21 protein-coding genes and 1 pseudogene are annotated in these 25,413 nt (G+C 68.5%); 3 read left to right on the top strand and 19 right to left on the bottom strand.

The annotated features are described in order from the left end of the window. Nucleotides 1-15: 15 nt before the first annotated feature. The 7 genes from AB0P21_RS05650 to AB0P21_RS05680 form a co-directional block, all read right to left on the bottom strand. A complete protein-coding gene (locus AB0P21_RS05650) occupies nucleotides 16-1,926 on the bottom strand; it encodes a DUF3352 domain-containing protein (RefSeq protein ID WP_363693950.1) in 1,911 nt (636 codons plus the stop codon). A gap of 47 nt (nucleotides 1,927-1,973) precedes the next feature. Beyond that, entirely contained in the window at nucleotides 1,974-2,624 is a 651-nt protein-coding gene (locus AB0P21_RS05655; protein WP_363693952.1) for a hypothetical protein, read from the bottom strand. A 22-nt stretch (nucleotides 2,625-2,646) separates the two neighbouring features. Continuing rightward, complete coding sequence (gene dnaE / locus AB0P21_RS05660) at nucleotides 2,647-6,192, bottom strand: DNA polymerase III subunit alpha (protein WP_363693953.1); 3,546 nt, start codon at nucleotides 6,190-6,192, stop codon at nucleotides 2,647-2,649. Between the two features lie 141 nt (nucleotides 6,193-6,333). Beyond that, nucleotides 6,334-6,975, bottom strand: a complete 642-nt coding sequence (locus AB0P21_RS05665) for a Type 1 glutamine amidotransferase-like domain-containing protein (RefSeq protein ID WP_363693955.1) — start codon at nucleotides 6,973-6,975, stop codon at nucleotides 6,334-6,336. Between the two features lie 2 nt (nucleotides 6,976-6,977). Further along, on the bottom strand, nucleotides 6,978-7,886 hold the full coding sequence (locus AB0P21_RS05670) for an RluA family pseudouridine synthase (protein WP_363694427.1): 909 nt from the start codon (nucleotides 7,884-7,886) through the stop codon (nucleotides 6,978-6,980). Between the two features lie 20 nt (nucleotides 7,887-7,906). Next, nucleotides 7,907-8,554, bottom strand: coding sequence for a signal peptidase II (gene lspA, locus AB0P21_RS05675; RefSeq protein WP_363693957.1), 648 nt, complete (start codon nucleotides 8,552-8,554; stop codon nucleotides 7,907-7,909). Continuing rightward, nucleotides 8,527-8,982 (bottom strand): TraR/DksA family transcriptional regulator, encoded by a 456-nt coding sequence (locus AB0P21_RS05680; protein WP_363693959.1) that lies wholly within the window; start codon nucleotides 8,980-8,982, stop codon nucleotides 8,527-8,529. Before AB0P21_RS05680 ends, lspA begins: the two co-directional genes overlap by 28 nt. 652 nt (nucleotides 8,983-9,634) lie before the next feature. On the opposite strand from AB0P21_RS05680, the gene ileS reads away from it, so the two are divergent. Next, nucleotides 9,635-12,787, top strand: a complete 3,153-nt coding sequence (ileS, locus tag AB0P21_RS05685) for an isoleucine--tRNA ligase (protein WP_363693961.1) — start codon at nucleotides 9,635-9,637, stop codon at nucleotides 12,785-12,787. Nucleotides 12,788-12,825: 38 nt separating this feature from the next. On the opposite strand, the gene AB0P21_RS05690 is transcribed toward ileS, so the two are convergent. Then, nucleotides 12,826-13,305, bottom strand: a complete 480-nt coding sequence (locus AB0P21_RS05690) for a MarR family transcriptional regulator (RefSeq protein ID WP_363693962.1) — start codon at nucleotides 13,303-13,305, stop codon at nucleotides 12,826-12,828. Between the two features lie 46 nt (nucleotides 13,306-13,351). Between AB0P21_RS05690 and AB0P21_RS05695 the strand changes: the two genes are divergently transcribed. Beyond that, complete coding sequence (locus AB0P21_RS05695) at nucleotides 13,352-13,810, top strand: pyridoxamine 5'-phosphate oxidase family protein (RefSeq protein ID WP_363693964.1); 459 nt, start codon at nucleotides 13,352-13,354, stop codon at nucleotides 13,808-13,810. Nucleotides 13,811-13,960: 150 nt separating this feature from the next. Here the strand turns inward: AB0P21_RS05695 and AB0P21_RS05700 are convergent, their stop codons facing one another. The 6 genes from AB0P21_RS05700 to AB0P21_RS05725 all read right to left on the bottom strand — a co-directional run bounded on the left by AB0P21_RS05700 (nucleotide 13,961) and on the right by AB0P21_RS05725 (nucleotide 18,407). Beyond that, the gene (locus AB0P21_RS05700; protein ID WP_363693966.1) at nucleotides 13,961-14,731 is read right to left on the bottom strand and encodes a DivIVA domain-containing protein; all 771 of its coding nucleotides are present in this window, start codon (nucleotides 14,729-14,731) and stop codon (nucleotides 13,961-13,963) included. Between the two features lie 209 nt (nucleotides 14,732-14,940). Continuing rightward, a complete protein-coding gene (locus tag AB0P21_RS05705; protein WP_363693968.1) occupies nucleotides 14,941-15,246 on the bottom strand; it encodes a YggT family protein in 306 nt (101 codons plus the stop codon). Nucleotides 15,247-15,285: 39 nt separating this feature from the next. Beyond that, a complete protein-coding gene (gene sepF, locus AB0P21_RS05710) occupies nucleotides 15,286-15,804 on the bottom strand; it encodes a cell division protein SepF (protein WP_363693969.1) in 519 nt (172 codons plus the stop codon). Between the two features lie 38 nt (nucleotides 15,805-15,842). Continuing rightward, entirely contained in the window at nucleotides 15,843-16,559 is a 717-nt protein-coding gene (locus AB0P21_RS05715; RefSeq protein WP_363693970.1) for a YggS family pyridoxal phosphate-dependent enzyme, read from the bottom strand. Further along, nucleotides 16,556-17,287: a peptidoglycan editing factor PgeF gene (pgeF, locus tag AB0P21_RS05720; RefSeq protein ID WP_363693971.1), complete on the bottom strand. Its 732-nt coding sequence runs from the start codon at nucleotides 17,285-17,287 to the stop codon at nucleotides 16,556-16,558. The genes AB0P21_RS05715 and pgeF overlap by 4 nt, the downstream gene beginning before the upstream one ends. A 121-nt stretch (nucleotides 17,288-17,408) precedes the next feature. Beyond that, entirely contained in the window at nucleotides 17,409-18,407 is a 999-nt protein-coding gene (locus AB0P21_RS05725; RefSeq protein ID WP_363693972.1) for a S41 family peptidase, read from the bottom strand. Between the two features lie 57 nt (nucleotides 18,408-18,464). Between AB0P21_RS05725 and AB0P21_RS05730 the strand changes: the two genes are divergently transcribed. Further along, entirely contained in the window at nucleotides 18,465-18,986 is a 522-nt protein-coding gene (locus AB0P21_RS05730; RefSeq protein ID WP_363693974.1) for a metalloregulator ArsR/SmtB family transcription factor, read from the top strand. Between the two features lie 625 nt (nucleotides 18,987-19,611). Here AB0P21_RS05730 and ftsZ read toward each other — a convergent pair. From ftsZ to ftsW, 5 genes and pseudogenes are all read right to left on the bottom strand, one after another. Further along, nucleotides 19,612-20,586, bottom strand: a pseudogene (ftsZ, locus tag AB0P21_RS05735) (cell division protein FtsZ); the annotation flags it as partial. 242 nt (nucleotides 20,587-20,828) lie between these two features. Next, entirely contained in the window at nucleotides 20,829-21,569 is a 741-nt protein-coding gene (locus AB0P21_RS05740; protein ID WP_363693975.1) for an FtsQ-type POTRA domain-containing protein, read from the bottom strand. 18 nt (nucleotides 21,570-21,587) lie between these two features. Beyond that, complete coding sequence (gene murC / locus AB0P21_RS05745) at nucleotides 21,588-23,027, bottom strand: UDP-N-acetylmuramate--L-alanine ligase (RefSeq protein ID WP_363693976.1); 1,440 nt, start codon at nucleotides 23,025-23,027, stop codon at nucleotides 21,588-21,590. Further along, nucleotides 23,024-24,112, bottom strand: coding sequence for an undecaprenyldiphospho-muramoylpentapeptide beta-N-acetylglucosaminyltransferase (gene murG / locus AB0P21_RS05750; RefSeq protein WP_363693977.1), 1,089 nt, complete (start codon nucleotides 24,110-24,112; stop codon nucleotides 23,024-23,026). Before murG ends, murC begins: the two co-directional genes overlap by 4 nt. A gap of 5 nt (nucleotides 24,113-24,117) precedes the next feature. Beyond that, a complete protein-coding gene (gene ftsW / locus AB0P21_RS05755; RefSeq protein ID WP_363693978.1) occupies nucleotides 24,118-25,404 on the bottom strand; it encodes a putative lipid II flippase FtsW in 1,287 nt (428 codons plus the stop codon). Between the last annotated feature and the right edge of the window lie 9 nt (nucleotides 25,405-25,413).

Raw genomic sequence — 25,413 nt, forward strand, 5'->3', positions numbered from 1 at the left:
TTCTGGGTGGTGCGGTTACTTGGCGACTACTCGCAGGGTGAAGTCGGCCTTGCCGTCGCCGGTGATGCGGCTGCTCAGGCCGGCGGAGCGCAGTGCCGCGTAGTCCTTGTCGGTGCTGGTGCGCTTCGACAGGGAGCTGACGGCCTGGAAGTCGACGTAGCCGACCAGCACCGCGCCGGAGGTGTCCGGGACCGCCTGCTTGAAGTTCTCGGTCTGGCCGAGGTTGCCGCCCTTGAGCACCTGGTCGGCGTAGGACTGGTCCGTCGCGATGACGAAGTTCTTGTCGTCCTTCGCCTTCTTGATCGGGATGTCGACCGTCGAGCGGGTGCGGAGCAGGTTGGTCACCTTGTCGACCACCTCTTCGGCCTTGCCCGGGTCGGTCTCGATCTTGGCGGCGATCTTCGGCGTCTCGCTGCTGTCCTTGTCGATCGCGATCGCCAGGTTCTTGCCGAGCAGCGGCTTCAGGTCGTCCGGCAGCACCAGGCCGTACTCGTCGGTGAAGTTCTTGGTCAGCTCCGGCAGGTTGAGGCCCGAGCCGGACTTCTCCAGCTGCTTCCAGATCGTGTCGACCAGGTTCGCGCCGTCGGACAGCGCGAACGCGCCGGCCGTGGTGTCGGGCAGCTTGGCGAGCTGGTCACCGGCGTTCGTCGAGTTGACCTTGATCGACTGGTCGCCGTGGGCGATGCCCTTCAGCTCGACGTACTGCGCGTCGAACCGCAGCGCCGCGGCCGCGCTCCCCTGCACCGTCGTTTCGGTGGGGAGCTTCTTCGGCGACAGCGCCGCCAGGCCCTTCATGTCGGCCCAGAAGGAGACGAAGCCCTGCTCGCCGAGCTCGTCCATGTCCGCCTTGAAGGTGGCGTTCTCGGACAGCGGGGTCTGCTTGCTGTTGGCAACTGCCGCGTCGACGGTCGCCTGGTCCTCGGAGAGCAGCACGTAGCCGTCGGTGAAGACCCGGCCCGGCTTCTTGTCCTCCTTGGCGAACAGCTTGTCCAGGCCGGCGTTGGCCTTGTCCTCGTTCTTGACCTCGATCGCGACGACCGGGTCGGGCTCCTTGCCGTCGCTGCCGGGGATCGCCGCGACGCCCGCGCGGTCGCCCAGCCACGGCTTGACGTCCTTCTCGAAGTCGACGTCGGCCAGGTCGTCGCCGGCGTCCTTCTTGATCAGGTCGAACAGCTTCTGCCGCAGGTCGTCGTTGTCGCTGGTCAGCCCGATCTTCTCCTTGGCCGACGGGAACTTCATCAGGAACCGGACGGCGGCGACCTTCTGGCCAGCCGACGGGTTCAGGTCGATGCGCGCGTAGGCGACAGAGTTGCCGGGCAGCACCGCTGCCGGCTGACCGCCACCGGTGAGCTTCGCGTAGGCGAACACGCCGCCGCCCGCCACCACGGCCAGTACTGCGAGTACCGCGACCAGCGGGATCAGCTTGCCGCGCTTCTTCGGCTCCGGCTGCCACTGCATGGTCTCAGGCGCACCGTACGGCGGTTGTCCCCCGCCGCCGTGCTGCTGCGGGTAGTCAGGCTGCCCCTGCTGCGGCCACAACTGCTGCCCACCCGGTCCGTACTGCGGAGGCTGCTGGCCGCCATAACCCGGCTGCTGCCCCTGGTACGGCCCCTGCGGTCCACCCTGCCCGTACTGCGAAGGCTGTCCGTAACCCGGCTGCCCCTGCTGCGGCCCGCCCCCGGCGTGACCGGGCTGCTGACCATAGCCAGGCTGACCCTGCTGCGGCCCCTGCGCGCCGGTATGGCCGGGCCGCCCCTGCGGTCCGCCTCCGGCGTGCCCAGGCTGCTGGCCCTGCTGGCCATAGCCAGACTGACCCGGCTGGCCGTAGCCAGGATGGCCCTGCTGCGGGCCGCCGTACGGGCCCTGCGGTCCGCCTGCGGCACCTGGTTGGTGCCCACCTGCCGGCGGGTTGGTGTGGTCGGACATATGCCCCCCTCGCGTCGCCGGCGGCCTCACCACCGGGCCGAAACAGGCTAATGCACCTGCGGCGAGGATTCTGACGCAGCAGATACCGATCCGGTTGCAACGGGGTCCGCGCGCCAGGTGGCGGTGGCGATGATCGCCGCCGCGAGCGCCGCTCCGACCAGCCAGGCGGCCAGCGGGGTCCACGTGTGCAGCTCCAGCGGAGCGTCGATCAGATCGCCCGGCTTGGCCGTCTCCAGCCGCGGCTGCAGCGGGTCGTGCCCGAGCAGCATCCCAACGCCCCAAGCGATTCCGCCGCCGAGCGCCGCGCCGAGCACCACGATGCCGACCGTCCACGGACCGTAGTTGCGCAACCACCAGAACAGACCGGCGCCGAGCACCAGCGCGGTCAGGAACCCGATCGCGGTGAAGCTGCCGTCCGGTCCGAAGACCTTCGTCATCTGCTCCTCGCCGAGCGCGCCGCCGTTCTCGTCCACCGCGTACTGCGCGAGCGGCGCGAACTGCTGCCAGGCCCAGCCGGCGATCGCTCCGGCGACCAGGAACACCGCGATCGTCACCGCGATCGCCTTGCTCCACGGCAGCTTGGGCTCCACCACCACTGGAGTACCGAACTGGTACTGCGCGGCGGGGTGGCCGTACGACTGCCCGTACGCCGGTGCACGCCCGAGCGGGTTGTGCTGGTTGTCCTGTGGCTGACTCACTTCACAAGTGTTGCAGGTCCGGTCAGCTCGCCAGGCACGACGGGCCCAGCAACGCCTTCAGGTCCGCCATCAGCGACGAGGTCGGAGTCACCCGGAACCGGTCGCCGATCCGCATCACGGTCGTCTTCTGCCGTGCCTGCAACCGCAGTTGCACCTCGGTCATCCCGGGGTGCGCCTGGAGCACGTCGCGCAACTGGTCGACCAGCGGCGGCGTACAGCGGTTGACCGGCATCGTGATGACCACCGGGCCGCTCGGCCCTTCGGTCAGGTCGGGCACCGACACGTCCGACCCGCTCAGCTCGACCCGGTCGTCGCGGCGCCGCAGCCGGCCCTTCATCAAGATGATCGCGTCGTTGGTGAGCAGGTGCGCCGCCAGCTGGTACGCCGAGGAGAACATCATCACCTCGATCGAACCTTCGAGGTCCTCGATGGTGACGATCGCGTAGATGTCACCGCGCTTGTTCACCTTGCGCTGGACCGCGGTGACCAGGCCGCCGATCGTCACCTGGGTGCCGTCGGGGCGGTCCTCGTCGGCGAGCAGCTGACCGATCGTGCAGTCGGTGCCGTTGGTGAGCACGTGCTCGACCCCGAACAGCGGGTGGTCGGAGACGTACAGCCCGAGCATGTCCCGCTCGTGCGCCAGCTTGGTCGCCTTGTCCCAGTCCTCGATCTCGGGCACCCGCACGGTCAGCCGGCTGTTGCCGTCGCCCGGCTCGTCGTCGTCGCCCATGCTGAACAGGTCGAACTGGCCGTGCGCCTCGTTGCGCTTGAGGTCGATCGCCTCGTCGACGGCCTGCTCGTGCACCGCCACCACCGCGCGCCGGGCGTGGTTCATCGAGTCGAACGAACCGGCCTTGGCCAGCGACTCGATCACTCTCTTGTTGCAGACCGGCAGCGGCACCTTGTCGATGAAGTCGACGAAGTCCACGAACCGGCCCTCGGACTCCCGCGCGCCGACGATCTCGGCCACCACGTTGACGCCGACGTTGCGGATCCCGGACAGGCCGAAGCGGATGTCGGTGCCGACCGGGGTGAAGTTCGAGTCGGACTCGTTCACGTCCGGCGGCAGCACCTTGATGCCCATCCGGCGGCACTCGTTCAGGTAGATGGCCATCTTGTCCTTGTCGTCCTTCACGGACGTCAGAACCGCTGCCATGTACTCCGCGGGGAAGTTCGCCTTCAGGTACGCGGTCCAGTACGAGACCAGCCCGTACGCCGCCGAGTGCGCCTTGTTGAACGCGTAGTCGGAGAACGGCACCAGGACGTCCCACAGCGCCTTGATCGACGCGGGCGAGAAGCCGTTCGCCTTCATCCCCTCGGAGAAGCCGACGTACTCCGCGTCCAGCACCTCGCGCTTCTTCTTGCCCATCGCCCGGCGGAGCAGATCCGCCTTGCCCAGCGTGTAGCCGCCGAGCTGCTGGGCGATCGCCATCACCTGCTCCTGGTAGACGATCAGCCCGTACGTCGTACCGAGGATCGGCTCCAGCGCGACCGCCAGCTCGTCGTGCGGGTAGCTGATCTCCTGCTGCTTGTTCTTCCGCAGCGCGTAGTTGGTGTGGCTGTTCGCGCCCATCGGGCCGGGCCGGTAGAGCGCGCCGACGGCCGAGATGTCCTCGAAGTTGTCGGGTTTCATCAGCCGCAGCAGGGCCCGCATCGGGCCGCCGTCGAACTGGAAGACCCCGAGGGTGTCACCGCGGCCGAGCAGCTCGAAGGTCGGCTTGTCGTCCAGGCTGCGGCCGAGCGCGTCCAGGTCCAGCGTGATGCCGCGGCTGGCCTCCACGTTCTTGACCGCGTCGTCCATGATCGTCAGGTTGCGCAGACCCAGGAAGTCCATCTTGACCAGGCCGAGCGTCTCGCAGCTCGGGTAGTCGAACTGGGTGATGATCTGGCCGTCCTGATCGCGGCGCATGATCGGGATCAGGTCGATCAGCGGCTCGCTGGACATGATCACGCCGGCCGCGTGCACACCCCACTGGCGCTTCAGGTTCTCCAGGCCACGGGCGGTGTCGACGATCTTGCGGACGTCCTGGTCCGACTCGTACAGCTGACGGAACTCGCCGGCTTCGGAGTACCGCTTGTGCTGCGGGTCGAAGATGCCGGACAGCGGCACGTCCTTGCCCATCACCGCAGGCGGCATCGCCTTGGTGATCCGGTCGCCCATCGCGAACGGGTAGTCCAGCACCCGGCCGGCGTCCTTGATGGCCTGCTTGGCCTTGATGGTTCCGTAGGTGACGATCATCGCGACCCGGTCGTCGCCGTACTTCTCGGTGACGTAGCGGATCACCTCGGGGCGGCGGCGGTCGTCGAAGTCGATGTCGAAGTCGGGCATCGACATACGTTCCGGGTTGAGGAAGCGCTCGAAGATCAGGCCGTGCTGGAGCGGGTCGAGGTCGGTGATCCGCATCGCGTACGCGCACATCGAGCCGGCGCCGGAACCACGGCCCGGGCCGACCCGGATGCCGTTCTCCTTGGCCCAGTTGATGAAGTCGGCGACCACCAGGAAGTAGCCGGCGTAACCCTTCGAGGTGATCACCTCGATCTCGTACTCCGCCTGCTTGCGGACGTGGTCCGGGACGCCCTCGGGGTAGCGCTTGTGCAGGCCGGTCTCGACCTCGGCGACGAACCAGGACTCCTCGTTGTGCCCGTCCGGGCAGGGGAAGCGCGGCATGAACCGGCCCTCCCCCTCGGTGAAGCTGACATCGCACTGCTCGGCGATCAGCAGCGTGTTGTCGCAGGCCTCCGGGTAGTCCTTCCAGACCTCGCGCATCTCGGCGGCGGTCTTGACGTAGAACTCGTTCGCGTCGAACTTGAACCGGTTCGGGTCGGACAGGGTCGAGCCGGACTGCACGCACAGCAGCGCCGCGTGCGCGACCGAGTCCTCGGGCTTGGTGTAGTGCAGGTCGTTGGTCGCCACCAGCGGCAGGCCGAGGTCCTTGGCCAGCTTCAGCAGGTCGCCCTGGATGTTGCGCTCGATGCCGAGGCCGTGGTCCATCAGCTCGCAGTAGTAGTTCTCTTTGCCGAAGATGTCGCGGAACTCGGCGGCCGCCTTGATCGCCTCGTCGTACTGCCCCAGCCGCAGCCGGGTCTGCACCTCGCCGGACGGGCAGCCGGTGGTCGCGATCAGGCCCTTGCCGTAGGTCTGCAGCAGCTCGCGGTCCATCCGGGGCTTGAAGTAGTAGCCCTCGATACTGGCCAGCGACGACATCCGGAACAGGTTGTGCATGCCGGAGGTGTTCTTCGCCAGCAGCGTCATGTGCGTGTACGCGCCGCTACCGGAGACGTCGTCCCGGCCGGAGTTCGCGTCGCCCCACTTGACCCGCTTGCGCTCGCTGCGATGGGTGTGCGGCGTCAGGTACGCCTCGACGCCGATGATCGGCTTCACGTCGTACTTCTTCGCGGTCTTCCAGAACTCGTACGCCCCGAAGACGAAGCCGTGGTCAGTGGTCGCGATGGCCGGCTGGCCCATCTCCTGGGCCGTTTTGAACAACTCGTCGATCCGCGCGGCGCCGTCCAGCATCGAGTACTCGGTGTGCACGTGTAGATGCACGAAACTGTCGCTGGACGCCATGTCTTCGCAGACCTCCCAGAGGCGTGTGTGAGTGGAACTGCGCCAGCCTAATCGGCGCTTCGGACAGTTCTGACACGCCCCTCGGGCGACGCCGCGAACTGACCCCGAATCGCCCGATATCCGTTCGTGGACGACACCACTTCACACCAGTTCGCGTCGCTCGCCGTCCACCACGAGCGCCTGCCCGTCCCGCAGCCCGAGGTGCCGCACGCCATCGCGTTCGTACGCCGCGACGACCTTCTGCAGCAGCTCTGTCTCCGGGTGGCCCGGCGAATCCAGGTGCGGGACGATCGCTTCGTCGAGCACCCCGAGCCCGTCCCAGATCAGCTCGCCGTCGACCTCCTCGACGGGATCGCACAGTTCCAGACCGCGCAGACTCGGTGCGAGCACGCAGCAGCCCGCGCTGTACCCCGCGTAGACGAATGCCTCCGACGTGATCAGCCCGGGCAGGATCAGATCGGCGCCGCTGGCGGCCATCGCGGCACGGAGTACGAACACGTTGCCGCCACGGACCCAGAGCCCGTCGTACTGCGTGAGCCGGGCGCGGAGGTCCTGGTCGGCGCGGGCGCCGCGTTCGGAGTACGAGCGGAGGTCGAGCTCCTCGGGACGAAGGCCGAGAGCGCGCAGCCAGGCGAGCTCGGCCGCCACCTTTTCCCGGCGGACGGCGGGGTCCGCGGCGTCGATGGCGTTGCAGATCACCGCGACCCGTCCTGCCTCCGGGAGCAAGGCGACCAGGTGCTCGGGGTGGTCGCCCAGCCGGAAGGAGGACAGGTACAGCTTCACTGCTACTGGTCGGCGGAGAGCAGGTTCAGGGCTGAGTCGAGGTCTTCGGGGTAGGCCGAGGTGTACTCGACGTACTCGCCGCTGCCCGGGTGGGTGAAGCCGAGGCGCATCGCGTGCAGCCACTGGCGCTTGAGCTGGAGACGCTCGGCCAGCACCGGGTCGGCGCCGTAGGTCAGGTCGCCGGCGCACGGGTGCCCGATCGCGGCCATGTGGACGCGGATCTGGTGCGTCCGGCCGGTCTCCAGGGTGATCTCCAGGAGGGTGGCGAAGCGGAACGCCTCGAGCGTCTCGTAGTGCGTGACGCTCGGCTTGCCGCCGGCCACCACGCCGAACTTGTAGTCGTGGTGCGGGTGCCGGTCGATCGGGGCGTCCACGGTGCCGGTGAACGGGTCGGGGTGACCCTGCACCAGCGCGTGGTAGATCTTCTTCACCGTGCGCTCCTTGAAGGCGCGCTTCAGCACGGTGTAGCTGTACTCCGTCTTGGCGACCACCATCAGCCCCGAGGTGCCGACGTCGAGGCGGTGCACGATCCCCTTGCGCTCGGCCGCGCCGCTGGTGGAGATGGCGAAACCCGCGCCGGCCAGGTGGCCGATCACGGTCGGTCCGGTCCAGCCCGGAGACGGGTGGGCCGCGACGCCGACCGGCTTGTCGACCACGACGATCTCGTCGTCGTCGTGCACGATCCGCAGGTTGTCGACCGTCTGCGGTACGACGGTGATCTCACCCGGCGGCGGGGGCAGCTCGACGTCGAGCATCACCCCGGCCGAGACCCGGGAGGACTTGATCGCGGTCGAGCCGTCCATCTGGACCAGGCCCGACTCGATCATCTCGGCCGCCTTGGTGCGCGAGACTCCGAACAGCCGGGACAGCGCCGCGTCGAGCCGTTCACCGGCGAGTCCGTCGGGGACCATCACCGTACGTGCGTCGCCGCTCACTTCTCAGCCTCTCCGGCCTCGCTGGAGGCAGGTTGTTTTCCGGTGTCCTTGGTGCCGTCGAGCTTGATCCCGCGCAGGGTCTGGATCACCAGCAGGATCGCCGCCGAGGTGACCGCCATGTCGGCGACGTTGAAGATCGCCCAGTGCGGGGTCTGCAGGAAGTCGACCACGTGCCCGTGGAACGGCGACGGCGCGCGGAACACCCGGTCGGTGATGTTCCCGACCGCGCCCCCGAACAGCAGCCCGAAGGCCACCGCCCAGCCGATCGACCCGAGCTTGCGCGACAACCAGACCACGCCGACCGCGACGATGATCTGGATCGCGCTGATCACCGGGGTGAAGTCGGCGCCCAGGCTGAAGGCGGCGCCGGGGTTCCGGATCAGGTTGAACTTCAGCAGGCTGCCGATCACGTTCACCGGCTCGCCCGGCGTCAGGTGCTGCAGAGCCAGCACCTTCGTCAGCTGGTCCAGCCCCAGGATCAGCAGCCCGACCACCCCGAACAGCACGGTCAGGCGCCGGCTCGGGAACGACGAGGAACCGGCCGACTCGAGGTCGGCCGGTTCGGTCCGGGTGGCTGCTGACTCGTCCCCTGGCAGGTGGGACGGTTCTGATTCGCTCAGCGGCGTTCTTCGCGTTCTTTGCATGACACGCACAGTGTCGCACGCGGGAACGCCTGCAACCGACCCTTGCCGATCGCCTTGCCGCAGCTCTCGCACTGTCCGTAGCTGCCGTCGTCGATCCGGGACAGCGCCCGCTCGATCTGGTCCAGCATGTCACTCGCGTTCCGGGCCAGCGACATCTCGTGGTCGCGCTCCAGCGTCGTCGAGCCGACGTCGGCCTGGTCGTTGCCGGCGCCGTCGCCGCCGTCGCGCAGCAGCCCGACGATCTCCTGCTCGGCGTCGCGGATCTCTTCCTTCAGATGGATCGCGTCGGCCTCGAGCTCGGTGCGCAGCTCGGCCATCTCGGCCGCGGTCCACGGGGTCTCGCCGTCCTTGACCGTCAGGTTCTCGGCCTTCTTCACGGGCGCCTTGGCCGGCGCCGTCGCCGGAGTACGGTTCTCGTTGGTCTTCATGGCCACCCTCTTCGTCGGAGTCTGCTTGGCAGGGGCCTTCTTCGCGGAAGGCTGTTGGGCCGCTACTTTCTTCGCGGCCGGTTCGGCGGAGTTCACGGCACTCTTCTCGGCCGCTGCGGGACGTCTGGGGGCGGACTTCTTCGGAGCCGATGTAGCCATGGTCGACTACCCCCTGCCTTCGTCGGAGACTGAAGCGGACTGGTCGCAAGACAGTAGGACACGCGGAAGTCGCGCGCCAGCCCGACGCGCAGACCGTGGACATACGGTAGTCGGTTCTTCAAGCCCACTCGATGTTCCGCGCGTCACAGCCGTGTTTCGGCCCTGGTTCAGCCAAACAGTTGCATCAGTTTCAGCCGAATCCCGGCCATTGTCGGGGACGGATCCGCGCCGGGCCAGTGATTAACGATTCGTAGCCGGATGGAACGAAGTCGTACACTGGCCGGGCACACCGCAAGGCAGTGATGGGGCGATCACCCCGGAGCCGCCGGAAGAACGGTCCGTCACGGACTCACTAGACCCGGCCGCGGAGCGTAACGAAGTGGGCGGCCGATTCCGGGCCGTCAAGGAGGGTGGTACCGCGGAGCCCGGCGACGATGCCGAGGCCTCGTCCCTTCGTCCAGCACGTACGACGCTCGACGAAGGACGAAGGACAATGGCGGACACCCCAACCACCCCGTGGCAGCAGATCCCCACCCAGGTCGATCTGCCCGCGATCGAGCGCGACGTGCTGGCGCACTGGGACGACCAGGACACCTTCGCCAAAACCCTCGAGCAGACCGCCGGCGGTGAGCCGTGGACCTTCTTCGAGGGCCCGCCGACCGCGAACGGGATGCCCGGCACGCACCACATCGAGGCGCGCGTCTTCAAGGACGTCTTCCCGCGCTACCGGACGATGAAGGGCTTCTCGGTCGAGCGCAAGGCCGGCTGGGACTGCCACGGCCTGCCGGTCGAGGTCGCGGTGGAGAAGGAGCTCGGCTTCAACGGCAAGAAGGACATCGAGGCCTTCGGGATCGCCGAGTTCAACGCCAAGTGCCGCGAGTCCGTACTGCGGCACGTCGACGCCTTCGCCGACCTGACCACCCGGATGGGCTACTGGGTGGACATGGAGCACCCGTACCGGACGATGGACCCGGAATACGTGCAGTCCGTCTGGTGGTCGCTCAAGCAGATCCACGACAAGGGCCAACTGGTCGAGGACTACCGCATCACGCCGTACTGCCCGCGCTGCGGCACCGGCCTGTCGGACCACGAGCTGGCGCAGGGCTACGAGACCGTGGTCGACCCGTCGGTCTACGTGCGCTTCCCGCTCACCTCCGGGCCGCTGGCCGGCAAGGCGGCGATGCTGGTCTGGACGACGACCCCCTGGACCCTGGTGTCCAACACTGCGGTCGCAGTGAACCCGGACGTCGACTACGTGGTCGCCACTGACGGCAACGAGTCGCTGGTCGTGGCTGAGCCGCTGCTCAGCTCGTTGGGCGAGGGCTGGACTGTCACCGACCGCTACCTGGGCCGCGACATGGAGCGGTGGAACTACCAGCGTCCGTTCGAGCTGGTCGAGTTCCCTGAGCCGGCGCATTTCGTAGTACTGGCTGAGTACGTGACCACCGAGGACGGCACCGGTCTGGTGCACCAGTCCCCCGCGTTCGGCGCCGACGACCTGATCGTCTGCCGGGCGTACGGCCTGCCGGTGGTCAACCCGGTCGAGGCCGACGGTACTTTCCAGGCCGACGTGCCGCTGGTCGGCGGGCAGTTCTTCAAGAAGGCCGACGAGGACCTGGTCAACGACCTGCGCGAGCGCGGCGTGCTGTTCAAGCACGTGCCGTACGAGCACCCGTACCCGCACTGCTGGCGCTGCCACACCCCGGTCATGTACTACGCGCTGCCGTCCTGGTACATCCGCACCACCCAGGTGAAGGACGCGCTGCTGCGCGAGAACGAGAAGACCAACTGGGTCCCGGACTCGGTCAAGTGGGGCCGGTACGGCGACTGGCTGCGCAACAACATCGACTGGGCCGTCTCCCGCTCCCGCTTCTGGGGTACGCCGCTGCCGATCTGGCGGTGCGCCGACGACCACCAGGTGTGCGTCGGGTCGCTGGCCGAGCTCGGCGAACTGGCCGGCCGCGACCTGAGTGCGACCGACCCGCACCGGCCGTTCGTCGACGACATCACCTTCGCCTGCCCAACCTGCGGCGAGGAGGCGACCCGGGTCGCCGAGGTGATCGACGCCTGGTACGACTCGGGCGCGATGCCGTTCGCCCAGTGGGGCTACCCGTGGGCCGAGGGGTCGCAGGAGAAGTTCAAGAAGTCCTACCCGGCCGACTTCATCTCCGAGGCGATCGACCAGACCCGCGGCTGGTTCTACACGTTGATGGCGATCGGCACCCTGGTGTTCGACGAGTCGTCGTACCGCAACGTGGTCTGCCTCGGGCACATCCTGGCCGAGGACGGCCGGAAGATGTCCAAGCACCTGGGCAACATCCTCGAGCCGATCCCGCTGATGGACAACCACAGCGCCGACGCGGTCCGCTGGTTCATGGCCTGCTCCGGCTCGCCGTGGAAGGCACGCGGTATCGGGCCGAACGTGCTGAACGAGATCGTCCGCAAGGTGCTGCTGACCTACTGGAACACGGTCAGCTTCCACGCGCTCTACGCCCGGCTGGCCGACTGGTCGCCCGCCGCGTCCGCTCCCCCGGTCGCCGAGCGCTCGGTGCTCGACCGGTGGCTGGTCAGCGAGACGCACCGGCTGGTGCGCGACACGGACGAGGCGTACGCGGCGTACGACACTCAGAAGCTCGGCGCGCTGGTCAGCCAGTTCGTCGACGTGCTCTCCAACTGGTACGTACGGCGTTCGCGCCGCCGCTTCTGGGCGGGCGACACCGGCGCGCTGGCGACGCTGCACGAGACGCTCGACGTGCTGACCCGGTTGATGGCGCCGCTGACGCCGTTCGTGACCGAGCGGGTCTGGCAGGACGCGTTCCGGCCGGTCACGCCCGGACTGCCGGAGTCGGTGCACCTGGCCGCGTTCCCGCAGTACGACGCGACGGTGATCGACGACCGGCTCGCGACGCACGTGTCGATGGCACGGCGCGTCGTCGAGCTGGGCCGCTCGGCCCGGGCCGAGGCGAAGGTCCGGACCCGGCAGCCGCTCAGCCGGGCACTGGTCGGGTCGGCCGCGATCGCCGATCTGGACGACGAACTGCTGCGCGAGATCGCCGAGGAGCTGAACGTCGGCGCAGTCGCGCCGCTGTCGTCGGCGGGCAAGGACCTGATCGACTACTCGGCGAAGGGCAACTTCCGCGAGCTCGGCAAGCGGTTCGCCAAGCAGACCCCGGTGGTCGCGGCGGCCATCGCCGCTGCTGACGCAGCCGGACTCGCTGCTGCCCTGAAGGCATCCGGTACTGCGACCGTGGTGGTCGACGGCGCGGACGTCGAGGTCAGCGCCGACGAGGTGCTGCTGTCCGAGCGTCCCCGCGAAGGCTGGTCGGTGGTCAACGAGCAGGGCGAGACGGTCGCGCTCGACCTCGAGATCACCCCGGAACTCAAGCAGGCCGGCCTGGCCCGCGAGGTGGTCCGGACCCTGCAGGAGGCCCGCAAGAACGCCGGCCTGGAGGTCTCCGACCGGATCACCGTCTGGCTGACCAGCACGGACTCCGACCTGGCCGATGCCCTCGGCAAGCACGCCGACGAGATCGGCCGCGAGGTCCTGGCCACCAGGCTGACCCAGTCGGCGCCGTCGGCAACCGACGCGCTGACCACGGGCACGGACGACGACCTGGGCCTCACCTACTGGCTCACCAAGGCCTGACCAACTAAGTGCTCCGTCGCCGCGCGGCGACGGAGCACTTAGTTCGGTGGGCGGACTCGTCGGGACCGTAGGGCCGGGGTTGCGTTCAAGTGGTTGAGGACATCGACCAACAGCAAGCGAGCTGACTCGACGCGGTCGGCTCCCAGCGCCTCCCGAAGTTCAGCCTCCAGTACTGCGCGCTGTTCGCGAGCCGCCGCGATGACTGCTTCTCCGCGAGCCGTCAGCGTGACGAGTCGCGCGCGGGCGTCGGCCGGGTCGGGAACTCGGGTGAGGTAGCCGCGTTTCTCCAGGTCAGCAACGGACTTCGACGCAGCTTGCTGGCTGACCTCGAGCCGCTCGGCGAGCGTGCTGATCGTCACCGGCGACGCCATCAGATGCTGGAAGATCACCCCGTCGGCGAACCGGGCGTCCGCGAAACCGGCGGCGGCCAGGCGGCGCTGGAGCTCGTCGGCGAGCGCCCATCCGGTGAAGAGCGAGGCCAGCGAGAGGTCCGCGTCGGCGGGATCGAAATCTGCCATGCCGAAGACTGTACAACCATGGTTGTGTATCAGTTAATCTACAACCATGGTTGTGGAAAGGGAGTTCATCGAGACAGCGCACCGCATCGTCTGGTGCACGGTGGCGACGGTCGACCGGCAGGGCCGGCCGAGGTCACGGATCCTGCACCCCTACTGGGAGTTCGACGGCGACCGGCTCGTCGGCTGGATCGTCACCAGGCCGACTCCGGTCAAGGTGGCCCACCTGGCCAGTACGCCGTACGTGAGTTGTTCCAACTGGGATCCCACTCAGGACGTCGCGATCGCGGACTGTCACGCGGAGTGGGTCACCGATGCGGCGACCCGGCAACGAGTCTGGGAGTTGTACCGCGAGGCTCCCGCGCCGCTCGGCTTCGACTTCTGGTCGGTCTTCCCCGACGGACCCGGCGGCGAAACCGTCTCGTTGCTGAGATTGACACCGTACCGGTTGCGGATCACCGATGTCGCGACGCTCAGCGGACAGAAGGCCCCGTTGACCTGGCCATGAAGTCCGGCGGCCGGTGGTGGGGACCCTTAGTCACGAAGAAACAACGCTCAGTCAGAAAAGTCAGGACATGACAAAGAGGCGGTGCTGCCGGATTAGCACCGCCCCTAGTCACGCCAAGACCAGGTACTACTTCTTCAGAGCTGGTACTGCTTAAACGCCGTGACCGTGAGCCTGGGCGCGGGCCTCCGGGCGGAAGCCGTTGCGCGGGCTGAGCGTGTCGTCGCCGTTGCCGAGCGCCTTGAGCTGCTCGGTGAAGTACGTCTTCAGGCGGCTGCGGTACTCACGCTCGTACGCGTGCAGGTCGTCGATGGTGCGCTCGAGCTGACCCTTCTGCTTCTCCAGCGTGCCCAGCATCTGAGCGCGACGCTCGGCGATCTCGCCGTCGAGCTTCTCGGCGCGGGCGCGGGCCTCACCGGTCATCCGGTCGGCCTTGCCGCGCGCCTCGTTCTCCAGCCGCTCGGCCTTGGCGCGGGCCTCGCCGATGATCTTGTCGGCGGTGTCCTTCGCCTCCTGGACCAGGTCGTCGGAGTGCTTGGTGGCCATCTCCAGCAGCCGCACGGCGGAGCTGGAAGCGTCACCAACGGTTCCTGCTGCCGCAGCAGCCCCCGCGACCGCTACTGGCGGGGCGACGACAGGCGGCGGCTCTTCCTTCGGCTTCTCGACGACCACTGGGGCCGGCTTGGGCTGCTGCACAACAGGCGGCAGGGCGGCGGTCTGGTCGACCACCGGGCGGTCCTGCCCACTGCCGGCACGCTGGGCCGCGGCAAGCTTGGCCCGCAGCTCCTCGTTCTCGGCGAGAAGTCGCTCCAGCTCGGCTTCGACCTCGTCGAGGAAGGAGTCGACCTCAGTGACGTCGTAGCCCTCCCGCAATCGGACGGGCGTGAACTGCTTCGAGCGGACGTCATCCGGCGTCAGCGGCATCTTTCACCTCGTTTGTCTGTGTCTTGGCGGAGTCGTCGTGGCCTTGACCTCGGCGACTCAGTAGATCACGTTATCGCTTCGTTGTGTTCTGGCGGAATCCGGGCGGGCGATAACTGTGATGGAACTCCTGTCGGGTCCGGTCGATTCCTACCCAGGTGGCCGGGCCCTCATGCTCCGACTTCCCTGTGGATCGGCGGGTTCCGTCGATCTCACAACGACCTGATCGCGGTCGAGTTGATCGACATCGCCAGCGAGACCAGCACGAACAGCATCAGCATCGACAGGTCGATCCGGATCCCTCCCGCGCCGATCGGGGGCAGGATCCGCCGCAGTGGCCGAAGAAACGGATCGGTCACCGAGTAGATCAGCTCGAACAGCAACAGCAGCGGCCCTTTCGGGTGCCATTGCGGCGCGAACATCACGATCAGGCTGAGTACGAACCGCGCCACCAGCATCAGGAAGAAGGCGAGCAGCACCCAGCTGAGAACACCGAGGACGAGCACGAGAGCATCCATGTCAGACAAGAGTGTAGAAGACGGCCGAAGCCGTGCCTCTCAGCTCTGGTTGTAGAACCCGTCCGCGGCGATCTTTTCCTTCTCCTCCGCGGCCAGCGTCACGTTCGGCGGGCAGACCAGGAACACCTTGGTGGTGATCCGCTCGATCGAGCCACGGCAGCAGAAGATCAGCCCGGCGGCGAAGTCCACCAGCCGCTTGGCGTCCGCGTGGTCCATCTCGGTCAGGTTCATGATGACGGGCGTGCCGTCACGGAAGTGCTCACCGATGACGCGCGCTTCGTTGTAGCTGCGCGGGTGCACGGTGGTGATGCGGGCCAACTCGGTAACCTCCGGCGTTGTTGCTGTGACGCCACGTCGTTCTGGGAACTTGCTGACCGTGCCGACCTGTTCGTCGCGACGGTCCGACACCGGCTCGGTCTCCTCGGAGTCCGCCTCGACGGCCTCGTCGTCGTACTCGTCGTAGCCGTCGTCGTACTCGTCGTCATAGCGCGCGTTGTACCGCTCGCCGTCCTCGACCAAGCCGAGGTACACACCCATCTTGCGCAACGCGCCGCTCATGGCCCTCCAGCCCTTCTTCGGTCGACTTGATGTCGACACTAGCCCAGAGGAGTACGCGTACCGAGTAATGCGCGCCCGAGCCGCACGTGTGTCGCCCCGTGCCTGATCGCGGCCTCCAGATCGCCGCTCATTCCGGCGGAGATCCAGCCGGCGCCCGGATGTTCGGAGCGTAGCCGCGAGGCTACCGATTCCAGCCCGCCGAACGCCTCGTCCGGATCCGATCCCAGCGGGGCCACTGCCATCACCCCGCCGAGCTCGAGACCGTCCGCGGCCGCGACCTCCGCAGCCAACTCCGGTACGTCGGCCGGCGCGACGCCGCCGCGGCTCATCCCGGTGGCTGCCCCGTCCGGCCCGTACTCCGCCAGGCTCACCTGCAACAGGCAGCGCAGTACCCGGCCCTCGTCGACGGCCGCCCGGGACAGCGCTTTCACCAGCGAGGACCGGTCGACCGAGTGCAGTACGGAGGCGTTGCGGACCACTGAGCGTGCTTTGTTCGACTGCAGTTGACCGACGAAGTGCCAGGTGACGTCCTGGCAGTCGGGCGCCTTGACCTTGAGCTCCTGCTCGCGGTTCTCCCCCAGGTCCCGTACTCCGAGGGCCGCCAGGGCCCGCGCATCGCTGACGGGGAAGGTTTTGGTGATCCCGACCAGGGTCACCGCGTCCACGGGCCTCCCAGCCGCCTCACAGGCCGCCTGGATCCGCTCCCGCACGGCCTTCAGGTTGTCGCCGAGCTCCTGCTCGCGGGTGGCGTTCACGCGGCGAGCCTGATCAGTCCGGCCAGCCGGCCGCTGACCGCGCCTTCGCGCCGGTACGAATAGAGGTTCTCCGACTCGATCGTGCAGGTGGTCGCGGCGATCACGGTGCAGTCCAGTTCGGCCAGCTGGGCGGTGACTCCGGCGGCGACGTCGATCGAGGGGGTGCCCCAACTCGTTTCGGCGTACGACGCGGGGATCCGCTCGGCGACCTCGGCGCGCATCTCCTCGGGGACCTCGTAACAGTTCCCGCAGGCATAAGGCCCGAGTACTGCGGTGATGTGCTCGGCACCCAGGGCACGCATGGCCGCGACGGTGGCCGGCACCACCCCGGCGTACAGGCCTTTGCGGCCGGAGTGGGCGGCGCCGATCACGCCGTTGACCTGGTCGGCGAGCAACACCGGAAGGCAATCGGCGGCGCGGACGCAGAGGGCGATATCGGTCCGGGTGGTCACCAACGCGTCGGCCCGCGGCATCGGTCGCACCGGCAGCTCGTCACCGGGCGCCACCACGTGCACGTCGTTCCCATGCACTTGGCTGACGCGCACCACGCCGTCCTCGGCGACCCTGAACTCCCCCGCGAGCCGCCGGAAGTTCTCGGCGATCGCGTCGGCCTCGTCCCCCTGCGCGCTCCCGAGGTTCAACTCCCCGTACGGCGGTTGGCTCGCTCCCCCGAACCGATCGGTGAAGGCGAAGCGGACACCGTCGAAAACCTCGTCATAACCGAACACACCTCAAGGCTATCCGTCCACCGCGCCCGGCTGCTGCGCAGCCGGGCGCGGTGGACGAGAGGAGAGCGCGGCCCGCTCAGCGCACGCGCTCGGCGCGGAATGCGCTCAGCGCGGCGCGCGCTCAGCGCCGAATTCTCAGCGCTCGCTCGGCGCTCAGCGTGGAGTGCGCTTCGCGCGCCTCTTCGGTGAGCGCGCGACGGGCCGGGTCGCTGGGCAACGCGAGCACGTGATCGAGTGCTCGGCCGTAGGCCTCCGGGTAGGCCTCCTCGGCAGCTACCTCCACGTCGGGAATCACTCCGACGCCTTCCCAGTTCGTGCCGGAGATCGGGTTCACCGCGCGGTGCAGCGGGATGGTCGCCTCCAGGTGCGGGTGCAGCTTGAAGCCCTGGCGAGGATGCGCGCCGCCGCCGGTGCGCTCGCCGACGACCGAGGCCCGGCCGAGTTGCTGCAGGTCATAGGAAAGCTCTTCCCCACCAGAGAAGGTCTCCGCACTGGTCAGCACCCAGATCGGCTTCGTGCCGCCGAACCGCGGGCCGGGCAGGTGCGGAATGCTCCAGTACTGGTGCACCTCTCCCGTGCCCGGCGTGACCAGATCGTTCAGGTGCACCGGTTCGCCGTCGAGCAGATGGCTGCACAGGAAGGTCACCATGTCCGGCGACCCGCCCCGGCAACCGCGCAGATCGAGCAGCAACGCATCTGTTGCTGACAGCAACGACATCGCGGCGCTCACGGCCGGCCCGGCGTGGGTCGGATCGAAGAGCAGCGGCCGGATCTCCAGCACCCCGACATTGCCAGGCAGGCGTTCCACCCGGGCCATCCCGCCCGCGGCCAGCTCGGCCTGCCGTCGCCAAGCCGCCTCCTCCGCGACCGGATCGGTTTCGTCGACCACCTCGTCGACGTGGAACTTGAGCCGCAGATGCTTGTCCTGGTTGCCCTCCTGCAGATCGGCGGTCACCCGGGCAGCCAGCTCCTCAGGCTCAGCCAGTACGTCGTACCGCCCGTCCGCCGCCGCCTTTGTCAGACGGCCAGCGATCTCGGCGCCAACCTCGGGGAACACGTAGTGCGAGCTGACCAGCTTCGCCAGCCGGTCGATCAGGGAAGAGATCTCATCTGTACGCATGCCGAAGAGTGAACCACCGGGATTGACAAAGCGTCAAGAACTCTTGACTCTTGATTCATGACCGATGAGATGGCCGACCGGCTCGACGTTTCGACCGCGGAGCAGTTCAAGGCGTTGAGCCATCCGCTCCGGCACCGGCTGCTGTTCGCGCTCGGCCAGGAGGCGGCGACGATCAGTCAACTGGCGACCGCGCTCGGGACCGCGAAGGGCAACATCGCGCACCACCTCGGCGTACTGCGGGACGCGGGGATGGTCCGGGTCACCGAGACCCGGCAGGTGCGCGGCGGGACCGAGCAGTACTACCGCCGGACCGCGAAGATCTTCAACTTCACCGGCGAGGGCGAACGCGCGAACACAGCGGTCGCCCTGCAAGCCGCCTCGGCCGAGTTGCAGTCGGCCACCGGCAAGCCGATGCTCAACCTGCGCAATATCCGGCTGACCGAGAAGCAGGCCGAGGAACTGCAGACCCGGTTGTCGGACCTGGTCCACGACCTGCAGGACGCGGGCCCCGGTGAGGCCCGCTACGGCGTGGTCGTCTCGGTCTACCGTCCCCAGCAGCCCGAGCCGACCCGCCCCTAGCTCACTTCAGGAAGTCCGGGATGTCCAGATCGTCTTCGTCGTTGTCCGGCTTCCGCGGCTGACGCTGCGGAGCGGGCTGTGCGGCCGGCGTGTTCGACGGGCCCGTGGTCGGCCAGCTGTGCTGGGCCGGCGCGGACGGCGTCGAGGTCGGCGCGTGCGGGACCGGCGGCTGGTTGGCCGGCTGTCCGTTCGGCTGGTGGGTGCGGACCGGCTCGCCGGCCTGCGGGCGGGCCGAGTGCGTGGTGCCGCGCTGGTCCGTGTTCGGGACCGGCACCGTGTCGTCGGTCGGCGTACCGGCGGGCACCTGGTAGCTCGGCGAGCCACCGGCTGCACCCTGACCGGCCGGAACCTGACCAGCGGATCCATGCCCGGCCGGCGACTGGCCGGCAGGGTCGGCGGACTGCTGCGCGGGCGCTTGCTGCGTCGCCGCAGGTGCCTGTGCCGGAGCTGACGACTGGCTGGCCGGAGGCGTGCCGTACGGCGGGGGCTGGCTGGCCGGCTGGTGCGACTGCGCCGCCTGAGCCTGGGCTGCCTGGGCCTGCGCCTCGGCCGACCGCGGAACGCCCTGGGTCGCGACGTCGCCGCCGGCCGCGGGGAGCTTGTTCTGCGGGCGGGCCTGGTTCATCGCCTGCTCGCGACGCTTCGGCATCCCACCGTCGAAGCCGGCCGCGATCACGGTCACCCGGACCTCGTCGCCGAGCGCGTCGTCGATGACGGCGCCGAAGATGATGTTCGCGTCGGTGTGCGCGGACTCCGAGACCAGCTGGGCCGCCTCGTTGATCTCGAACAGGCCCAGGTCCGAGCCGCCCGCGATCGACAGCAGCACGCCGTGCGCGCCCTCGATGCTTGCCTCCAGCAACGGAGACGAGATGGCCGCCTCGGCCGCCGCCACCGCGCGGTCCTCGCCGCGGGACGAGCCGATGCCCATCAGCGCCGAGCCGGCGTTGGACATGACGGCCTTGACGTCGGCGAAGTCGACGTTGATCAGGCCCGGGGTGGTGATCAGGTCGGTGATGCCGGAGACACCCTGCAGCAGCACCTGGTCGGCCTGCTTGAAGGCGTCCAGGACGGAGACAGCGCGGTCGGAGATGGTCAGGAGGCGGTCATTCGGAATCACTATCAGGGTGTCGACTTCTTCACGGAGAGCAGCAATGCCGTCCTCCGCCTGAGTCGCGCGCCGCTTGCCCTCGAAGGAGAACGGCCGGGTCACCACACCAATGGTCAGCGCACCCAGAGAGCGCGCGATCCGGGCCACGACGGGCGCGCCACCGGTTCCGGTGCCACCACCCTCACCCGCGGTGACGAAGACCATGTCGGCGCCCTTGAGCGCCTCCTCGATCTCCTCCGCGTGGTCCTCGGCGGCCTTCTGCCCGATCGCCGGGTTCGCGCCGGCGCCCAGACCGCGGGTCTCCTCGCGGCCGATGTCGAGCTTGACGTCCGCGTCGCTCATCAACAACGCCTGCGCGTCGGTGTTGATGGCGATGAACTCAACGCCCTTCAGACCGTGCTCGATCATCCGGTTGACGGCGTTGACGCCGCCTCCGCCGATACCGACGACCTTGATGAGTGCCAAATAGTTCTGCGGTGCCGCCACGTCCGCGCCTCTCGCCTCGTTCTGTTCCCGTTATGGCCAGTTGGCCGTCCGAGCTGCGCTGCCTCGGACCCTTCCGTACACCGATCCCCGTTAATCCGGCGCCGGAAAAGCCTGAACCTCAAGTAGATGGTTAGAGATTTGTCAAGCCTAGATTTCTTCGAACGCTACGGGAGTCGATCCGGCAATGTCCACGCGCCTCGCCGCCGGTCCCGCGATGTGTCCCCCAGCCAGGCGCACTGTGGGCACTGTCACTTCTTTTCCCCTTTGGTGACAGGGAGATCGGGCGCCGAGACGTCGTAGACCTGGGCGTCGCGTTTCATCAGCACGCTGAGTACCGCGGCCTTGCGCTCGCTGTCATCGGAGCTGCCCCAGACCACTTTCACCTTCGACCCCAGATTGAGGGTGATCGAGTCCGGCGAAGCCGCCGAGATCGACACCACCTGGGACCGCAGACTGGCCGGCAGGGCGGCCGAAACCGTCACCACCGAACTGATCGTCACCTCGCGCCGGGACCCGACCACCAGTGCCTCGGGCAATCCCTCCGGCTTGGCCGGCACCGTCTTGAAGGCCACGCCGGTCGCGTCCACCAGCTCGAAGTTGCTGCCGTCGGTGACCACGACCACCGGGACCCGCTCGGTCACCACGATCTTCAGCTGGTCCGGCCATGCCCTGGTCACCTGCGCGTCCGCCACCGCCTGGATCGTCCGCACCCGTTCCGCGATCGCGCCCAGGTCCACCTTGGTGAGCGGGGTGCCGAGCGGCGCCGCCGCGACCTCGACGATCGTTGCCGTAGGCACCGTATCGGCGCCGGCCACCTTCACCCCGGAGACCGCGAGCACGGACGAGAAGTAGAACAGCCAGGCGATCACACCGCCGAGCAGAACGACCAGACCGCCGGCCGCCCAGGGCAGCCAGCCGCGCCATCGCACCAACCGCTGCCGGCGCGCGAACCGCTCCTGTGCCCGGGCAAGGTCAGTGCTTTGACTCATCCCCTGCTCACCACCGGCTCACTCCGCGACCGCCGCAGTGCGCGCCGCCCGCTCGGCCAGCAGGCCGACCACCTCGGGCCCGATCAGCGTCACGTCGCCGGCACCGGCAGTGACCACCAGGTCACCCGGCTGGGCCAGGTCCGCGACCAGTTGCGGCACGGCGGACCAGGACGGCTCGAACCGGACCTGATCGGGCTTGAGCGGCACGTGGTTCGCGATCAGCGCGCCGGTGATGCCGGGCTCGGGATCCTCGCGGGCCGCGAACACGTCCATCACGACGACCTCGTCGGCCAGCGAGAGCGCCTCGGAGAACTCGGTCGCGAAGATCCGCGTCCGGCTGAACAGGTGTGGCTGGAAGCAGACGATCACGCGCCCCTCCCCGGCCACCGTGCGGGCCGCGGTCAGGTCGACGGTCAGCTCGGTCGGGTGGTGCGCGTACGAGTCGAAGACCCGGACGCCGTCCTCCAGGCCCTTGAACTCGAACCGCCGGCCGGTCCCGGTGAAGGACGCCAGCCCCTCGGCCAGGTCGGCCGCGGAGAAGCCCAGCCCGAGTCCGACGGTCAACGCCGCCGCGGCGTTCAGCGCGTTGTGCTTGCCGGCCTGCTGCAGCTTCACGATCGGCAGCTTGCGGCCGTGGAAGACCGGTACGAAGGACTGGATCGCGCCGTCGGCGACGATCTCGGTCACCTGGGTGTCGGCCGCCGGCGATTCGCCGTACGTGCGGACGTCGATCCCCTTCGCGCGGGCGAACTCGGCCAGCTCGCGGGCGCCGGCGTCGTCGTAGCAGACGACCATGAAGCCGCCGGGGACCACGCGGTCGCAGAACTGCTCGAAGGCCAGCCGGTAGCTGGCCTCGTCGCCGTAGTTGTCCAGGTGGTCCGGCTCGACCGAGGTGACGATCGACACCTCGGGGCTGTAGGTCAGGAAGGACTTGTCGGACTCGTCGGCCTCCGCGACGAACAGGTCGCCGCTGCCGTCGTGCGCGTTCGAGCCGGACTCGTTCAGGTTGCCGCCGATGGCGAACGACGGGTCCGCGCCGCAGTGCTGCAGCGCGACGGTCAGCATCGAGGTGGTGGTCGTCTTGCCGTGGGTGCCGGCCACCGCGATGGTCCGGCGGCCGACCATCACCGAGGCGAGCGCGGCGGCTCGCGGCAGGATCGGGATGCCGGCGGCGCGGGCGGCGACCACCTCGGGGTTGGTCTCGCGGATCGCGGTGGAGACCACCACGGTGTCCACCTCGGCGACCTGCTCGGCGGCATGACCGACCCAGCAGGTCGCGCCGAGGGCGCGCAGCGCGGCGAGCACCTTGCTGTCCTTGCCGTCCGAGCCGGAGACCTCGATCCCGCGGGCCGCCATGATCCGGGCGATCCCGGACATCCCGGCGCCGCCGATACCGACGAAGTGCACCCGGCCGAGCTTCTCGGCGGGCAGATGGCTGTCAGGAGAGGTGACGATCACGAAGAAGACCTCACCACATCGAGGATGATCCGCGCCAACCGGTCGTCGGCGTCGAGCTTGATCAGGCCTTGGGCCGCAGTGGACATGGCTGTCAGACGCTCGCGGTCGTGCAGAAGTTGCGGCACGGTGGCCCGAACCCAGTCCGGGGTCACCTGGGCGTTGTCGACCAGCAGGCCGCCACCCGCCTCGACCACGGCCTTGGCGTTCTGGCGCTGCTCTCCGTTGCCGTGCGGCAACGGAACGTAGATGGCCGGAAGGCCTACACCGGAAGCTTCGGTGACCGCGTTCGCGCCGGAGCGGCAGACGACCAGGTCGGCCGCGGCGTACGCGTAGTCCATCCGGTCGATGTAGTTGAGCACCCGGTACGGGTAGGGCCCGGTCTGCGCGACCTCGAGAGTGTTCTTCGAGCCGATCGCGTGGATCACCTGGACGCCGGCCGCGAGCAAATCGGCCGCAGCGCCGCCGAACGCCTCGTTCAGCTGCTGGGCGCCCTGCGAGCCGCCGGTGATGAAGACAGTTGGCGCGTTCGGGTCGAGCCCGAAGAACTCCCGGGCCTCCGCCCGCAGCGCGGCCCGGTCGAGGGTCGAGATCGCCCGCCGGATCGGCAGCCCGGCGTAGTTGGCGTGCGGCAGCTCGGTGCCGGGGAAGGACGTGATCACGTGCTCGGTGCAGTAGCGGGCGGCGAACTTGTTCGCGATGCCCGGGGTCGCGTTGCCCTCGTGCACCACGATCGGCGTCTTGCGCCGCCACGCGGCGACGTACGCCGGCATCGAGACGTAGCCGCCGAAGCCGACCAGCACATCGGCCTTGGTCTCGTCGAGGACCTTGCGGGCCGCGCTGACCGAGCTGAGCATCTTGCCCGGTACGGCGAACAGCGCCGGGGTGGGCTTGCGCGGCAACGGGACGGGCGGAATCAGTTCGAGCCGGTACCCGGCCTCCGGTACGACGCGGACCTCGAGGCCACGCTCCGTCCCGAGGGCGACGATCTCGATCGTCGGGTCGATCCGGCGCAAGGCGTCGGCGGTAGCGATCAGGGGGGAAGTATGGCCGGCGGTACCACCACCGGCCAGGACAATGCTCGGCACAGCTTTCAACGCTCCCGCGTGTTCTCACGGCCGGTTCGGCCAGGTGTGCGCCACGAAGACATCCACCCGAACCGAGGCCGCCGGAGTTCCTTGAGGGCGGCCTGCGCGCCGGGCTCGGCCTTCGCGAAGGACAGCAGCATGCCGATCGCGATCAGCGACGGCAGCAGTGCGGACCCACCGTACGACAAAAGCGGGAGCGGGATACCCACGATGGGTAGCAGTCCGATCACGGCGCCCAGGTTGACCAGCGTCTGGGCCATCAGCCAGACGGTGATCCCGGCCGACGCGTAGCGGACGAACGGGTCCGAGTTGCGGGTCGCGATCCGGACCCCGACGTAGGCCACGGTGAGGAACAGCCCGAGCACGGTGAGCGAGCCGATCAGGCCCAGCTCCTCGCCGATCACCGCGAAGATGAAGTCGGTGTGCGCCTCGGGCAGGTTGCCCCACTTCTGCCGGCTGTTGCCGATCCCGACGCCCCACCAGCCACCGGTGGAGAGCGCGTAGAACGCGTGGTAGGCCTGCCAGCCCACGTTGCTCGGGTCGGCGAACGGGTCCATGAACTGGGTCACCCGCTGCATCCGGTAGCTCTCCTGGCTGACGAAGAACGCCGCGATCGAGCCGACGATCACCATCATCCCGACGAACAGCCTGGTCGGCGCCCCGACCACCCAGATCATCCCGATCATCACCGCCATCAGCACCAGCGAGGTGCCGAGGTCGTGCTGGCCGACGATCAGCGCGATCACCAGGCCGCAGACCGGCACCATCGGGACCAGCAGGTGCTTCCACTGGGTCAGCAGCTTCTGCTTGCGGGCGTAGAGATCCGCGCACCACAGCACCAGCGCCAGCTTGGCGAACTCGCTCGGCTGGATCTGCAGCGGCCCACCGAAGCTGATCCAGTTGGTGTTGCCGTTGACCTCCTTGCCGATGCCGGGGATGTAGGTCAGCACCAGCAGGAACACCGAGCCCAGCAACGCGACGTACGCCAGCATCCGGAAGTGCCGCGGCGTCATCCGGGAGGCGACGTACGCCATCGGCAGACCGACGCCGACCCAGATCAGCTGGCGGTAGAAGATCGTGTAGCTGTTGTGGGTGGTTCGCAGCGACTGCACGCTGGAGGCCGACAGCACCATCAGGATGCCGAGCACCAGCAGCAGACCGGCGGCGCCCAGCAGGATGTGGTACGACGTGAGCGGCCGGTCCAGGACGTCCTTGATCGCCGCCAGCCAAGGGCGTTCCGTGGACTCGGGCGCCTTCGCGGCCTTGTCCTTGGGCTGATCCGTGATCGTCATCCGATCACC

The sequence above is a fragment of the Kribbella sp. NPDC056861 genome (genome assembly GCF_040687575.1).
GTDB lineage: Bacteria > Actinomycetota > Actinomycetes > Propionibacteriales > Kribbellaceae > Kribbella.